This window comes from Promicromonospora sp. CA-289599 (assembly GCF_050936155.1).
Lineage (GTDB): Bacteria > Actinomycetota > Actinomycetes > Actinomycetales > Cellulomonadaceae > Promicromonospora.
Genome location: NZ_JBNJNI010000001.1, coordinates 5,892,752 through 5,907,641 on the forward strand (window position 1 = coordinate 5,892,752; position 14,890 = coordinate 5,907,641).

Here is a 14,890-nt window from a genome sequence, read left to right on the forward strand (position 1 = left end):
AAGGGGCCCGTCCGGAATTTTCAGAGCATCTGGCCTCGGATCATGCCAGTGACAGCGCCCCGCACTTGCATGGTTCAGACAACCGGGCCCAAGTTGCGCACGTAACGCAGTGTGTGCCGTCATAGATGACGAGCGCTGCCTGCGCCAACTGTTCGACGTCGCTCCAGGGTATTGCCTCGGCCCATTCGTTGAAATGCGCACCGAGGAGGTTCCGGATTACCAGTCGTAGATGGACTGCCTTGACCGCATCCTGCAACGACGTCTTACGAAGCACCTTCTCCACACCAGGCCATAGGTCGCCGAGCGTGTACCTGTCACCCTCCTTACGGTGAATACTGATTTCCAGCCGCCAGGACAGTTCCTGGCAGATCTGCTCCAGAAGCATTCCGGAAGCGCTGGCTGTAGCACGAGGCCTTCCCTGGGCGAGCTCCTCCCGTACATCATGAGCGATATCGCCGCCCGCATCGCCGAGCTCAATTCCGCCGTTGAACGTCCATCGTGTAATCATGTGCTCGTTAAAAGGCCGACCATGCGTCTGATATAGCCTTCGGAGCTGGTTGAGCCATGCTCGGTCATGACCTGTGACGATGAGTTGCCACTCCTTGAATTCCTCAAGGACGAAGTCCATTACGTCGAGCCGAACTGACGCATCGACACTTTGGAGTGCATCGTCGAGCACAAGAATCTTCGCTTGCCCCATCTCTCCGGCTTTTCGCGTGACGGCCAGAAAGAATAGCAGTGCGATCAAATCGCGGTAGCCTTCGCTCAATACCTGCTGGGGCAGCGCAACTGCGCCATTAGTGAATTCGACGACCACGTCGAGACTCACCGGACCCGACTTGCCCAGCAGTACCTTGATCGCCTTGACGTGCTCCGCACGAGCGATGCGCAAAAAACCACCCGTCAAATCATCGGAGATCGCATGGAGGACGGGAACTATTCGTGCCTGCTGGTCTCTGTATGCCTTAGGATTAAGATTTTGGACGCCGGCATCCAATTTCTTCTTCAACTCAGACAGACGCGTCTGGATCTGCCATAGGGCAGATACATTTCCTCGCGCTTGGGTGGGGAGGGCGTCCATTGGCTGCTCGTACGCACTGAGATCGACACCCGCTAGCAACTCCTTAACCAAGGCGTCGACGTGCCCCCGGTTGGTGTAGTCCTTACCGTCGCGTGGGTACAGGGCTCGGACTTCATGGGCAAGCTCGTCACGGGCAACTCTGAGCCGGAACTGTTCCTCGCGAAGCATGTTTAGTTCTTCGTCCGGGCGGGCGCCGATGTCACCAGTCGGATCAGGGAAATAGTCGAAAAAGATGGTGCCCCGAGAAATCGCCTCAGTGTCGAGGAACCGGATGATGTCGGCCCGCCTGATCGCGACCGGCGCGATTCGAAATCCGGGTCGCACTGCTTCTCTAGACGCAGCCACGCGCCCATCGATAGTCTTCGCTAGGTCCCTGTAGACCGTGCTTTCGTCGCTGAGCTCCACTGTCGCCGAGGCCTTCTCGACGGTGAGATTCGGAACCCTCGCCCGCAGACTACTGTTGAAATCCGCGGATCGATCGATCCGGCCTTGCAGGGCAAACTCAAGCCCATCGACAAAGGTTGACTTCCCAACGCCGTTATCGCCCCAAAGGAGAACATCCGTCGGCTTGCCGTTCTTAGTGACACTCAAGGAGATCTGGCCCACCGCCCCCCTGAAGCCCGCTACAGTCACTGAACGCACGCTCAGGTTGGCCTCGGAGCGGTCGTATACGGGAAGCTCGCCAGTTACAGCCTCTACTTCAGAAGCGGCGATGCGCGACAAGTTGCGGGCCACATCGAGATCTACAGCAGCCGATTCAACGTTGGCAATGTGCTCGCCAGCTTGGGACATGACGACGTTCGTATACGCGTGCACGCGACTAACCAGCGTGCCCCACTCCGAGGCGTTGAGACCTGCGATGCGCTGGACGTCGCGCGGGTTCACACGAGTTGTGGATCTCTTCGTGTATCTCGTGGCCCACTGGGGCAGGCCTACACATCCGTCAAGCAGGGTGGCCGCCATCCTCGCGGATCCCGCGTACGCCCCCAACTTGTTTGCAGCTGAAACAAGCACGCTTACGAATGCCAACAGTACTTTGAGATGCGTTCGGCGCTCGAGACGATCGCCTGCCACCCTCACTTCGCGCTTCATGATTTCGAGCGCAACGACCGCGGCCGATGCGTGATCACGTTTCTTTGTGTAACCCATTCGCACCGAGTACAGGGCATTCGTCTCGACCTTCTTCAGTCCGAACGCTCGGCTCTCGGCGTCGACTCGGCCAGCGATGGTCGATGCGACATCGAGAAGATCGTCGTAGACAGACTGCACGCCCATCCTCAGCACCAGCCGCGTGAAGTAACACACCCGTGGACTAGCCAGCGCTGCTCGGTTGCCTGCGCCGCCCCTGTCGACGCTCCCGGGAACCCGTATCGCAGGGTTGCAACTTTGCTCACGACATCTCCTCCCCTGAGCCAGCCACGACGTCCCGACCTCGGGAAACCTTTGGCGTCTCAGCATGCCAGAGCTCGAACGAGCTCATTGGAGAACTGGTCGATCTTCACCCGTATCCGCACTTAAGCGCCGGTGTAGGCGCCGGCGTTCGGTAGGTGGCCGGGTGAACTCGACGCCGCTGACTCGGATCACCCCGTGATGCGCTTGTCTGCCGCCGGAGGGCTCCGCCACCCTAGACGTCCGCCGGGGGATGGAGAAGATGTGTCAGCCGATCCTGTCGTGACGCCCTCTGAGGAGTTGGCGTACTGGCTCAGGAACCTACGTCGTGTATCGGGTTTGACGCTTAACCAGATGGCTGATGCCTCGGGCCGGGTCAGCGCCGCAGCTTTCGGAGCGGCGTGCGTTGGTACGCGGCCTGCAAGCCGCAAGACCCTTGAGGAGTTCGTTCGGGTCTGTGGTGGTGTCTGGGATATCTGGCTGCCGTACTGGGCATATCTCCAGCGCGAACGAGAAGCTGGGGATCGGCCACGTCCCCGGTCCGAGTTTCTTCCGCCGCCTGACCCGCTAGGCGCACGCCTCACCGGATAGGAGCATGACTACCTTCCGGTTGCGGGCGGCAGGTTCTGGGATGCGCTGCTCGTCCTCCCAGTCGTGGATGTGCCACCGGTCCCACCAGCCCTGACCTTCCGACGTGACTCGACGGGAGTCCACTCCCTGGTCGATGAGGACTCGCCGGACAGCGGCGGCCCGCCTCTGCGACAGGTCCCTGGCTTTGTCCTGGCTTGTGCCGGTCGCCGTCGTGCCGATCAGGTGCACCTGCAGGTCGCTGGTACTGATCTGCTCGGCCCAGGAACTGAGGATGGTGTCCACCTCAGTGGGCCGTAGGAAGGTCGCCTGGTCAGGGACGAATTTCACGGTCGCGTCCTTGAAGGTCACAGTTTCGCAGGTCGGCGTGGGTGGCGGTGGCGGTGGTTCCGCGACAGGAACGACAGTGACGGCGGGAAGCTTCGCGGAAGGCGCCCTTCCGGCCGGAACATCCTGAAATTCGACAGTGGCGCCGGTGCGTTCGATCACGGCGCGCCAGATGCTCTCGAGGTCGGCTCGTTGGCCAACAGTGAGGTCCGGCTGAGGAGCCGCTGTCTGCCCCATTCCAACCCAGACGACCTCCAGACCGGTGAGGTCTGGCAGATCTTGTACGTCATCTTTCAGATAGTTGGCCGCGTCACTTGGCTCCGATGAGATCGAGAAGTCTGTGACGAAGGAGAACGGGTCCACCGTCTGCAACCCCGAATCAACGAGGATGATCGTCCGCTTGTGATCTTCGTCGACGTCGCCCAGGCTTAGGGCGGCCACCTCGAGAGCGGCCAGTGGGGCAGCCTCAGGCTCGTCGGCAACCACCCTCGGAAGCGTCGTACCCACAACCTCATTCACATACTCACTGATCGCGATCTCTCGCCATTCCTGTGTCTTCGCATCTCGTACATCGCCTGCGTCCGTAAGCCAGCCGGTGAACGTGGGCTGGCCGTCGATGCCCACAATCCCAATCTCTCCGCATGAATCCACTGCGTCCGCGAGGAGATCGATAGCAGGCTTCGAGAGCTGGGGCACCGGGGAGTTTTGACGGCCCCCTACCGCAAAGACGATCGACTGGGGATCACCGACGCAGTCGGGCGGCTCGGCAGCGTCATTTCCGCAGCCCGCGAGCACTATGGGGGTGATGGTGAGGACCAGCACGGCGGAGGCACGTGGTCGTCGACCTGTCTTCTGCACAGCGTCACCTGTTCTTTGCTTCGGGGGCGGACATAACCGTGGCGATTGCCTCGGTGGTGGGAATTCCTTTGGCCACGGTCGTGGATGCTGGGTCCCTAAGAACGGCGGCGATATCGGTGCGGACGGTGTGTTTGAGCGCGTTTGCCTCGCTCACGATAACCTCGACGGATGCACTAATGATGTCGTCATCGAGACGCGAATCCAACGGCTTTGCGAGCGTCTTCGAGAGGGCGTTCAGGTACGCGATCTCATTGAGGGTGCGGCTACGTAGTGCCTCGAGCCTCTTGACGCGTGCGACGGTGCGTCGCACCTCGGAGAGATGGGCCTGGTAGAGCATCCAGACCAGAAGGAACGTCGTCAGGCCGATCATTACGGTCACAATGCCGAACAGCGCGGTGTACAGGACCGCACTCGTTATCTCAAGACCGTAGATGACGTACACGTTCGTCGAAGAGTTGCCCATGACCACAATCTCGCCCGGTACCGAGACTTCCTTTGGGCCGTCGCTCCCCGCGGCCCGTGCCGCAACGAGAATGACGATGAGCGCTATCCAGACTATTGCGGTCAGCCAGATGAGCCAGGCCGGAACCTTTTTGCCGTTGCGACGTTCTTGGATGAACGTCGCAAGGAAATGCGGAAGGACGGCCGCTCCAACCGCGGCTACGGCGCTAAAGAGCTGAACTGTCAGTCCGTATTCCCTGCCGCCGGTGAGTGTCGTCATAGCTGCGACGATGTTGGACCAGTCGACCGTCACGAGGACGGTGACGGCCGCGCCGCTGACCAGTCCAGGCGCCACGCCACGTACGGCTGGCCGAGCCACGGTCGCGGCGAACTCGTCAGGCGTCACGCCGCTCTGAACTTGGGGCTTCATGACCGCGCCTCCTCGCTGGTGGACTCACTGGTGGGTGCGGGGTCCTTGTCATCGCTGCGCCACTCGCGCCTTTGAGCGGCCCGCCACCGTTTGAGAGCGGCGTTTCGCTCGGTCCGCGCTTCTGCGATCTCGCTGTTGAGGACCGTGACGCGATTTTCGAGCGCGCGTGCGAGTTCCTCGGCCTCCGTCGCGATGTGCGCCCGCTCCTGCTGCGTTCTGGCAGCGACAGCGCGCCGCTGGAGTTGCTGGCGCTTGAGGTCAATCCGGTCGAGCTTGGCCGCGGCGTCGATGTCGCTGTCGAAGTCGCCAGCGTTGCCGGCGTCTAGCGCCCCTCGATCCGCTGCTGAGCGCACCGCGTTACGGAGCTGATCGGCAAGGCCGGCAAGCCGGTGGGGCTCGGCGTAAGGTTCCGGATCGCGGTAGGAGGGGACGCCGCGGACCAGCGTTCGATAGCGGAAGTTCTCCCAGAACCGACTGAGGCTCATCAGTTGTACTCCCCTGCTGCTGACGGATCCAATGTTGGTGGTGCGATGGTCTCGACGGCCTTTCGATAGGCACGTTCCGCGACGCCGCCGATGGAGGGGATCGACGTAGCCAGGACCGCTGGGTAGCGCTCCGGCAGTGCGTCAGCCTTCTGCCCGTCAGGACCAGGGATCCGACGTGGGACAGAATTGTCTGCAGTCGATGCGGCTGCGCGGAGATAGATCGCCAAGCGCGCTCCGAGCACGTGCTGCTGGAGATCTGCCTTGGTGGTGGCGATCCGCTCATGTTCTGAGATCGCCGCCTCGAGCGCGTGAAGTTGCACCTCCAACGCGGTATGGACGTCCATCTCAGCACTCCGGCGCGCGCGCACGGGCCGAAGCTCACGCTGCTGCTCGGCCCGGCGGCGGGCGCGAACGACATCTTTCGGGAGCTGATCTTCGTACGCACGAACTTCGGCGCTCCTGTCGTTCGAGCGCGCGGTGGCGACCAGCTCTGTCGATGCCGCCGCGTGCCGACGTGCTGCCGACGCCATCTCAGCCCGGATGCGCTGCGCATCCCTGTGAGCTGCCGCTGTGTATCCGAGGCAGTGCTTCCAGATGACGCTGGTCACGCCGGTGGCCCGGCTGAGCTCCTCGTCGATGAAATGGCTTCGCGCCCGCCCGTCCTCGGCAACGGTGATGACGCCGGAACGTCCATCGCTTCGCCCCGCCCGAGCAAGACGGAATCGCACGAACAGTCCGATGGACCGGCGTGGCAGCTTCGGCTGCCGGGCAAGGTGGCGCTCGAGGTCGTCCACGGTGTCCCCCTTACGTGCGTGGTCGTGCACTCATTTAAGGGACAACATCCGTTTTTGTCCTGTTGAACCGCAATGTAGGCGTTTGTAGAAATTTGTAGAGAGGGATAACCCGACCTATCTCCGTTCACTCCAGGAGAGACTGCGGCCTTGGGGCAGGCAGACATCGACAGGGTGCATGCAGTGCCGCAACCGATGTGCTATGCCCGGTCCGCTTGGAGCGCGTGGTTCGGTGTGAGCTCGATACCCTCCTCGCCCCGCGCCAATCCTCGTTCCCGGTCCGATCGCGGCGAGCACTGAGGTCTGCCCCGATCTCGTCCAGGCGAACGACCCATCTGCGGTGCATCAGCCGCCTCAACGGCGATCACCGGCCCAGCGTCAGCACGCGGTATCTACCTCGATCGGAATCTAGGTTTAGCGGCCCGCGGTCAATCCCGATGGTGCTCGCCCGCCCGCGTCACCGCTGCTGCACCGGTCCAGCGGTGTTGCTCTCGCCCCTGCTCTCAGACAGCCGTGTCACTGCTGCTGAGGGAGTCAACCATGTTGCACCGTGCCATCACGGGTGTGGCCACCGGTCTGGTCGGTGGCATCTCGATAGACCCGAACACAAACGGTCTACCTGGTATCGACCAGTTCAAGACCATCGTCGGCGCGTTGATGACCGTGGGACTGACTTGCGCGGTACTCGCTGTGATCGTCTCGGCGATGGTGTGGGCGCTGGGCGCCAACTCGTCGAACCCCCAGTTGGCAGGCCGCGGGAAGACCGGTGTGCTGGTCGGGCTCGGGGCGGCGATCATCTGCGGCGCGTCGGTGACTGCCGTGAACTTTTTCTGGGATGTCGGTCAGTCCATCCAGGCCGGGTGAGCCCTGTAGGGATTCATCGAAGATGTCGGTCTGACCGGTGTTGTTGTCGACCAGATGTCGGTTGACCGGATTCTTGTCGGTTCTCCGAATGGCGGTCGTTCGAAATGTCCCGTTGCCGCGCCATGGCCGGCGGCAGCCTGAATCGACCGGTACTGGCCAAACCCTGAAGCCATGCGGGACAATGCGTCCGGAGCCCACCATTGCCCACGTGCCGTCGGTCATCCGTTAGTGCGCGCTCTGGGAGCGGGGTTGGTCCGCCGACACCGGCACCACTGCGGAGCGCCCTACAGGGGACGGCCGCGACGCGACACGGGCGACACGCCGGGCCGGACGTACGCGCCCCGTCATTTCACCCTGGTTTCACGCCGCCAACCATGGCTCCTGATGTCCGCTTTGCATACGTTTGTGACGACCACGTACCCGACAGGCGCTCGGCAACGAGCGTGGAAAGGAACGATGGCATGTCACGGATTCATCGACGGCGCGGCCTCGTAGTTGCGCTCACCACCCTGGCGGTAGCGGCCGCCGGACTCACTTCGTCAGCAGTCGCCTCGGACGGAACACCGGATACAGAGGTCGGGCAGCTCAGTCCCGCTGATCTGACGGAGGAAGCGCGCGACCTCGGGATCAAGCCCAGCTCGCTGAGCGAACTCATGAAGCACGCCGAGGTTCAACCTGCGGGGAGCCTACCCGGGGCGGAGGTCCAAGCGCCTCAGGAGGTTGCGGACCTGGCCGCCGACTTGTGGGCGGACCGACCCGCTGGCTTCGGAGATGTCCAATGGGACCACTCGCAGAAGCAAGCAACGGTGTGGTGGCACGGTACGCCGCCGAAGACCATCGCGGAGCAAGTAGCCGGACTCGGTGTCGCTGCCGACTTCAAGGCGATGCTCTACCCACGTCACGAGCTGGAGGCCGAAGCGGAGCGGGTGCTCGCATCCGGTAAGGGCCTCTTTGGGACGATCACGGTCAAGACCGACGGCACCGGCCTGGTGGCGACGGTCGAGAGCCTCGACGCGAAGCGCTCTGCCGCGACGCAGATCAACAGCGCTTTCCCGCTCGAGATCGACGTCGTCGAGGGCGGTGTGACTCCAGCGGTCTCTCCTGACGACCGGAAGTACACCCCGTACTTCCCGTACGCGGGCGGGGCGAACATCATCCATCAGTCCGGTACCACTGCGTGCACGTCGGGATGGCCGGTGATGATCGATGCCCCGCACTCAAGTCGGCCACGCAACTACGGCATGATGTTCGCGGACCACTGCATCGACGGGCAGCCGGACCAGAATGATGACGTCTGGGCAACCTGGCCCGACCCGCAGGACTCCAACCGGTCGTACTTCTACGGGGCGACCTCCTCGTACATGTACCGCAGCCACGACCAAGACGTTGCGCTCATGGTCAACCTGCCCAGCTGGACGGGGATCAATGACCCCGACCTGATCTACTACCCGTACGTCTACGTGGGTCCGCACGTGAACGCGAGCCGGTACATCGTCACGCAGTCCAGGGTTGCGGTCATCGGGGAGAACTGGTGCCTCGGTGGCGCGCCCAGCGGCACGAACTGCAACAACGAGGTCACCTCGACTGGTGTGTACTACAACTGGCCGCGTGGGCAGGTCGGGCCGATGGTGCGGACGGTGAACCCGACGCAGGCAGGCGCTGGTCAGGGTGACAGTGGCGGCCCGGTCCACACGACCTCGCTCGATGGCAACCCATACGCACAGGTCGGCGGCATCATCTCGGCCATCGAGGGCCCGTACGTCAACTGCCGGGCGAACAACGACGGCCGGCTGTGCAGCCGCACGGTCCTGAGCGCGCAGTACTGGTCGATCCAGGACAACGGCCTCGCGATCCGTGCGATGACGGCATCCAACTACGACGAGGACATGTAGGGTTCAGCAATCCCTGTGCTGGGTGGTGCCGGTCTGCTCATCCGCAGACCGGCATCACTCGCTCGACACCGTCCTGCGTCGAACGACTCATCTCGCACTCCATCAACCCGTTGCCCAGGCTGAGCCAGATCAGCACTCCAACGAGTACCGCCACACCCACGAGAAACACGGTCGCCCAACGCTTGGTCCGCAGGGACACGAGTGCCTCCATGGTTAGATGTCTGACCTTGTGGCATCACAGTGCCCGTTCGCTAGCGCCCTGGTCAAGGCCGTGCGTCGGCCATGAGCGCAACAACTTAGTCCAGCGAAACATGCGGTGCGCCGCATTGGCCGAGGACGACAGCCGGAATGCTGTCGGCGCGCTCGCCGGAGAGATTGTCCCATTTTGGGTACGTTGGCGGTTCCCGCCGCGCAGGTGGGGCCTCGACGGAAGGCCCGGCTATGGGTGCCGGCAGTCCGCTCAGCTTCAAGGACAGCTCCGGCAGGGAGTCGACCACGGATCTCGGGACCGTTGCGTCGAGCATCCTGGCCGTGGCCGCGCCATGGCGGGTGTTACGGTGGCGGCACGGGCAGGCGCACTATTCGGGCTGGCACTGGTCGGCGACCACCGGCGGGCATGTCGTCTACGAGAGCCGTCTGGAGCTGGCGCGCCTGTTGCTGGACACACACGACTTCATCGACCGGCACGCAACCGGCGGGCGCCACCCCTCGCAATTCCCGCTACCGCTGCGTGACGCGCTACGCGGATTAGGCGCCCGGCAACGACTCGAACGCTTCGTGACCCTCGCCCACCAGCCCAGCCTCAACCAGGCCGCCCGAGCCCACGACTGCAGTTCGGCAAACCTGACCACTCAGCTGGCCACGCTGGAACGCGCCACCGGAGGATCGCTCATCCAACGGCGCCCCCGGCCCCTTCCCGTCGGGCCGCTCACACCTCTCGGACAGGAACTATGCCGCCAAGCCCAAGAGCACCTTGGAATCGCGCCCATCCTCCCCACCACATGAGAAGAACCGGACACAATCGAGGAAGAGAACAACTCTGATGCACGTTCTACTGCAGCAGAAATTCCAGAGCTGGTCTATTCCTCGGCTTACCGACAAAAATGCTGCGCACCTGACAAGTCAGTGCAATCCCTACATCACCGTAATGATCCACCAAAGGTGTGAAGCGGTGCACTTGTACCAAGTTGTCCTCGAATGAGTTGCTCGTTACCGGCTGCCGATCCTGTGACTACGACACGTCAAGGGCGGCCAGCCGAGCCGAGCACGATATCGTTCGAAATCTTCTCGGCGAGTTCTGCCTGTCGAGCCCAGACCTGACCAATCGCGGCGTTCAGTTCATCACTCGGGGGTTCGCCGTCAAGCGCTCGACCCGCTTCGCCGAATTCGAAAAGTGTCGCGTACCCGTGCGCCGCATCTGAGAATGCCTCTTCTGCAGTCTTAACTTCATCCGAGCAGTACGCCCGAACTCGGATCTCAAGCTGACGTGAAATACATGCCTCTTCGATAAAACTGACTATGTCTGGATCCTGCCCCCGCATGATCAGATCTTCGTAGAAATCATGCGCCTTTTTTACACGATCTTCCAGGCTTGCCGCCCATTCAAGAAGGTCGGCCCCCACTTTCCGACGCTCTTCCCATACTCGCTCATCTGCCGCTAATTTCCGCTGCGCTTCGAGTTGATCCGCCGCCATCCTCCGCTGCGCTTTGAGGGTGCGGCTCGTCGTCCACCAGCTAACAAACGGCCCTGCAAATCCGACCAGCAGGGCAATTCCGGCTGCAACCAAGGCGACCTTCGTCTCCGCGGTCAGTGACGTCCAGTTCAGATCGAGGAGCTCCACGCCCCAGAGCGTGCCGCATCGGCGCACGTTTGGCCAGGTCGCGGCCACAGTCCCCAGAAGGAGGCGGACCTTGGCGGCTGCCCAGCAACGCCTCGAACGCTTCGTCACCCTCGCCTACCGGCACAGCATCAACCAGGCTGAACCGCCCCGGGTTTCGTGGAGGGTTCCTTCCTTGGGAGGATCCTGATCGTGTCGACCTCGAAGCGTTACCCGGATGAGTTGAAGGCCCGTGCGGTGCGCATGGTGCTGGAGCACCGGGCGGAGTATCCGTCGCAGTACGCGGCGGTCAAGGCAGTGGCCGAGCGGCTGGACATCGGTATCGAGAGCCTGCGGTTGTGGGTCAAGCGGACCGACGTCGATGCGGGCCGGGCGCCGGGCGTCACGACCGCGGAGTCGGCCCGGATCAAGGAGCTGGAGCGGGAGAACCGTGAGCTGCGGCGGGCCAATGAGATCTTGAAGTCCGCAGCGAGTTTCTTCGCGCGGGAGCTCGACCCGCCACGTCGGTGATCTGCGAGTTCATCACCGATCACAAAGCACGGTTCAGGGTCGAGCCGATCTGCAGGGTGCTCACGGAGCACGGCTGCGCGATCGCCCCGAGCACGTATTACGCCCACCTCCAACGCCTCGCCCGGCCCGCCGCGCGGACGGTGTCCGATGCGGTGCTGGTCGAGCAGATCCGCGCGCTGCGGACCCTCACCAACACCGCTGGTGAGGTCGTGGCGGCCCCCGAGTCGCTCTACGGGTATCGCAAGACCTGGCGGGTGCTGCGCGCCCGAGGCGTCCAGGTCGCGCGCTGCACGGTCGCTCGCGTCATGGCCTCCAACGGCTGGTGGGGCACGACCCGGCGGCGCAAGGTCCGCACCACGATCCCGGGCAAGGACGGCCACCGTGCTGGTGATCTGCTGAACCGGCAGTTCACCGCGCTGCGGCCGGACCATACCTGGATCGCGGACTTCACCTACGTGCGGACCTGGGCCGGGTTCGTCTACGTCGCGTTCGTCGTGGACGTGTTCGCCCAGCGGATCGTGGGGTGGCACGCCGCCCGGACCAAGCACACCGATCTGGTGCTGCACGCGCTGCGGATGGGGACCTGGACCCGTGCCCACCACGGCCGGCCCGTGACCGGTGTGATCCATCACTCGGATGCCGGGTCCCAGTACGTCAGCGTGCGCTACGTCGAACGGCTCGCGCTGGAGGGCCTGACGCCGTCGGTGGGCAGCGTCGGGGATGCGTATGACAACGCGCTGATGGAGACGATCGTGGGCCTGTTCAAGGCCGAGTGCATCGACACGACCGTGTTCCATCTCGGGCCCTGGAAGACGCTGACCGACGTCGAGTACGCGACTGCTGAGTGGGTCGAGTGGTTCAACAACCGCCGCGTCCACTCCACCCTCGACTACCGCACCCCCGCGGCCGTCGAGGACATCTACTACGCTCAAGCCCCGGCTGGAGAGCCGGAAACCGTCAACAACTGAACTCTCCAACGAACCCGGGGCGGTTCAACTCGCAGTTCAGGACCATAATCCCGAACAGGTCCTAGTGTCCTGAGTCAGGAATTCTGTTCAAATATCCGGCGAGTCGTTCGAGGATCTCGTCGGCGGTCTTGGTCCAGACATAGGGCTTGGGGTCGGTGTTCCAGGTCGCGATCCAGTCGCGGATGTCTTTCTCCAGGGCCTGGACGGACTTGTGCGCGCCGCGGCGGATCTGCTTGTTGGTCAGCTCGGCGAACCACCGCTCCACGAGGTTGAGCCAGGACGACCCGGTCGGCGTGAAGTGCAGGTGGAACCGCGGATGGGCGACCAGCCAGGTCCGGATCGCGGGCGTCTTGTGGGTCGCGTAGTTGTCCAGCACGAGATGCACGTCCAGGTCAGCGGGCGTCTGCTTGTCCAGCATGATCAGGAACTTCTTGAACTCCTCGGCACGGTGACGGCGGTGCAGCGACCCGATGACCTTGCCGGACGCGATCTCCAGGGCGGCGAACAAGGTTGTGGTGCCGGCCCGGACGTAGTCGTGCGTCACGCGCTGCGGGATCCCGGGCATCATCGGCAGCACGGGCTGGGAGCGGTCCAGCGCCTGGATCTGGGACTTCTCGTCCACGCAGAACACCAGCGCCCGCTCGGGCGGGTCGAGATAGAGCCCGACGACGTCGTGGACCTTGTCCACGAAGTACGGGTCGGTCGAGAGCTTGAACCCCTCCACCCGGTGGGGCTGCAGGCCGAACGCCCGCCAGACCCGCGAGACCGTCGACTGCGACATGCCGATCTCCTTGGCCATCGACCGGGTCGACCAGTGCGTGGCGTTCTTCGGTGTGCTCTCCAAGGTCTTGGTCACCAGGGCGGCGACCTGCTCGTCGGTCACCGACCGGGGCCCGCCCGAGCGCGGCATGTCACCCAGGCCCGCGATCCGGTGCTCGACGAACCGCGCCCGCCACCGCCCCACCGCGTGCGACGTCGACCCGAGCCGCTCGGCGACGTCCTTGTTCGTCGCGCCCGTCGCGCACTCCAGGATGATCCGGCACCGCAACGCCCACGACTGCGGCGTCGAACGACGCCGCACCCACCCCTCCAACGCTGCCCGCTCGTCCTCGGACAACACCAGCTCAGCCTTCGGCCGCCCCGCACGCGTCATGACCCCAGCATATAATTAGGAACAGAATTCCTGATTCAGGACACAAGTGCCCCGCGTTTGAAGTGGTCTGACGGTTGGCTTTCTTGAGGATCTGGTCGGTGGTCTTGGTCCAGACGAACGGATGGCAGCGGTCGTTCCACCCGGTGATGAACTGGCGGATCTTGGCGTTGAGGTCCTTGACCGAGCGGTAGGTGCCGCGGTGGATGGCCTGGCGTTCGATAATCGAGAACCAGACCTCCACCAGGTTCATCCAGGAGGCGTGGGTCGGCGTGAAGTGCACGACGATCCGCGCGTTGGCCTCCAGCCAGGCCCGTACTTCTGCGGTCTTGTGGGCTGCGTAGTTGTCCATGACGAGATGCAGCTCCTGGTCGGGGTAGGCGCGGGCGACCTGACGCAGGAACGCGAGGAACTCCTGGCGGCGGTGGCGGGGTTTGCACGCGGCGGTGACCTTGCCGGTCGCGATCTCCAGCGCGGCGAACAGGGTCGTGGTCCCGTGCCGCACGTAGTCGTGGGAGCGCCGCTCGATCAGGTGGGGCTGGGTCGGCAGGACGGGCTGGGTGCGGTCCAGGGCCTGGATCTGGGACTTCTCGTCGATCGAGAGAACGATCGCGTTCTGCGGCGGGTTCAGGTAGAGCCCGACGACGTCGCTCACTTTCGCGACGAGCTCGGGGTCGGTGGAGAACCGGAACGACTCGGCGCGCCAGGGCTGGATCCCCGCTTCGCGCCAGATCGCCGCGACGGTCGCGTCGGCGATGCCCAGGTGCCGGCCCATCAGCCGGGTGGACCAGTGCGTCACCCCGTACTTCTTCGGCGGGGGGTTCAGCGTGGTCGCGATGACCTTGGCCCGGTCGACCACGCGCGGGCGCCCTGAACGTGGCTCGTCGAGCAGGCCGTCCAGCCCGTGGCGCAGATACCGGTCGCGCCATGCGATGACCGTCGGGCGCGAGACCCCGACCCGGACCGCGGTCTGCGTGTTCGAGTGACCCTCACCAGCCAGCAGCACGATCCGCGCCCGCTGCGCCAGACCTGCCGCGACCGTCGAGGACCGCGTCCATCGCACCAGCTCCTGATGATCTTCCGCGGTGATGCTCAACGTCGGGGCAGGACGATTCGCCATGCCTCATGATCCCAAAGACCCAACCGTCAAACAACTAACCACGCGGAGCACTAGAGCGTCTATTCACTGAGCGCTCGACGATCGGTCCCGGTCGTCCCGAAGGACGACCCCGACGCAACGGCCTACCTTCACCGTTGGGAACACTGCCGGGGCGGGCC

11 protein-coding genes and 1 pseudogene are annotated in these 14,890 nt (G+C 63.8%); 4 read left to right on the top strand and 8 right to left on the bottom strand.

The window, feature by feature from the left end; translation table 11 throughout:
- Positions 1-40: 40 nt before the first annotated feature.
- From ACQEVI_RS26285 to ACQEVI_RS26305, 5 genes are all read right to left on the bottom strand, one after another.
- The gene (locus ACQEVI_RS26285) at positions 41-2,350 is read right to left on the bottom strand and encodes a hypothetical protein (RefSeq protein ID WP_432905083.1); all 2,310 of its coding nucleotides are present in this window, start codon (positions 2,348-2,350) and stop codon (positions 41-43) included.
- Between the two features lie 687 nt (positions 2,351-3,037).
- The gene (locus tag ACQEVI_RS26290) at positions 3,038-4,207 is read right to left on the bottom strand and encodes an OmpA family protein (RefSeq protein WP_432905086.1); all 1,170 of its coding nucleotides are present in this window, start codon (positions 4,205-4,207) and stop codon (positions 3,038-3,040) included.
- 40 nt (positions 4,208-4,247) lie between these two features.
- Positions 4,248-5,114, bottom strand: coding sequence for a hypothetical protein (locus ACQEVI_RS26295; protein ID WP_432905089.1), 867 nt, complete (start codon positions 5,112-5,114; stop codon positions 4,248-4,250).
- Positions 5,111-5,599, bottom strand: coding sequence for a hypothetical protein (locus tag ACQEVI_RS26300; protein ID WP_432905092.1), 489 nt, complete (start codon positions 5,597-5,599; stop codon positions 5,111-5,113). Before ACQEVI_RS26300 ends, ACQEVI_RS26295 begins: the two co-directional genes overlap by 4 nt.
- Positions 5,599-6,393: a hypothetical protein gene (locus ACQEVI_RS26305; protein ID WP_432905094.1), complete on the bottom strand. Its 795-nt coding sequence runs from the start codon at positions 6,391-6,393 to the stop codon at positions 5,599-5,601. Before ACQEVI_RS26305 ends, ACQEVI_RS26300 begins: the two co-directional genes overlap by 1 nt.
- A gap of 537 nt (positions 6,394-6,930) precedes the next feature.
- Here ACQEVI_RS26305 and ACQEVI_RS26310 point away from each other — a divergent pair.
- The 3 genes from ACQEVI_RS26310 to ACQEVI_RS26320 all read left to right on the top strand — a co-directional run bounded on the left by ACQEVI_RS26310 (position 6,931) and on the right by ACQEVI_RS26320 (position 10,151).
- Positions 6,931-7,254 (top strand): DUF6112 family protein, encoded by a 324-nt coding sequence (locus tag ACQEVI_RS26310; RefSeq protein ID WP_432905097.1) that lies wholly within the window; start codon positions 6,931-6,933, stop codon positions 7,252-7,254.
- An 806-nt stretch (positions 7,255-8,060) separates the two neighbouring features.
- Positions 8,061-9,146, top strand: coding sequence for a hypothetical protein (locus tag ACQEVI_RS26315; protein ID WP_432905100.1), 1,086 nt, complete (start codon positions 8,061-8,063; stop codon positions 9,144-9,146).
- A 441-nt stretch (positions 9,147-9,587) separates the two neighbouring features.
- Positions 9,588-10,151 (top strand): LysR family transcriptional regulator, encoded by a 564-nt coding sequence (locus tag ACQEVI_RS26320; protein ID WP_432905109.1) that lies wholly within the window; start codon positions 9,588-9,590, stop codon positions 10,149-10,151.
- A gap of 236 nt (positions 10,152-10,387) precedes the next feature.
- Here ACQEVI_RS26320 and ACQEVI_RS26325 read toward each other — a convergent pair whose 3' ends face one another.
- Positions 10,388-10,987, bottom strand: coding sequence for a hypothetical protein (locus ACQEVI_RS26325; RefSeq protein ID WP_432905112.1), 600 nt, complete (start codon positions 10,985-10,987; stop codon positions 10,388-10,390).
- Between the two features lie 240 nt (positions 10,988-11,227).
- Here ACQEVI_RS26325 and ACQEVI_RS26330 point away from each other — a divergent pair.
- A protein-coding gene (locus ACQEVI_RS26330; protein ID WP_432906138.1) for an IS3 family transposase occupies positions 11,228-12,462 on the top strand; the annotation gives its coding sequence in 2 pieces (ribosomal slippage) (positions 11,228-11,456 and positions 11,456-12,462; 1,236 coding nt in all).
- Between the two features lie 61 nt (positions 12,463-12,523).
- On the opposite strand, the gene ACQEVI_RS26335 is transcribed toward ACQEVI_RS26330, so the two are convergent.
- Positions 12,524-13,615 (bottom strand): IS630 family transposase, encoded by a 1,092-nt coding sequence (locus tag ACQEVI_RS26335; RefSeq protein WP_432905114.1) that lies wholly within the window; start codon positions 13,613-13,615, stop codon positions 12,524-12,526.
- Positions 13,616-13,661: 46 nt separating this feature from the next.
- Positions 13,662-14,732: pseudogene (locus ACQEVI_RS26340) on the bottom strand (IS630 family transposase); the annotation flags it as partial.
- Positions 14,733-14,890 lie beyond the last annotated feature (158 nt).

Bases quoted from the DNA above. Each gene is read 5' to 3' on its own strand.
- ACQEVI_RS26310 (WP_432905097.1), top strand. From the start codon at position 6,931: ATGTTGCACCGTGCCATCACGGGTGTGGCCACCGGTCTGGTCGGTGGC.
- ACQEVI_RS26335 (WP_432905114.1), bottom strand. From the start codon at position 13,615: ATGACGCGTGCGGGGCGGCCGAAGGCTGAGCTGGTGTTGTCCGAGGAC.
- ACQEVI_RS26320 (WP_432905109.1), top strand. From the start codon at position 9,588: ATGGGTGCCGGCAGTCCGCTCAGCTTCAAGGACAGCTCCGGCAGGGAG.
- ACQEVI_RS26300 (WP_432905092.1), bottom strand. From the start codon at position 5,599: ATGAGCCTCAGTCGGTTCTGGGAGAACTTCCGCTATCGAACGCTGGTC.
- ACQEVI_RS26295 (WP_432905089.1), bottom strand. From the start codon at position 5,114: ATGAAGCCCCAAGTTCAGAGCGGCGTGACGCCTGACGAGTTCGCCGCG.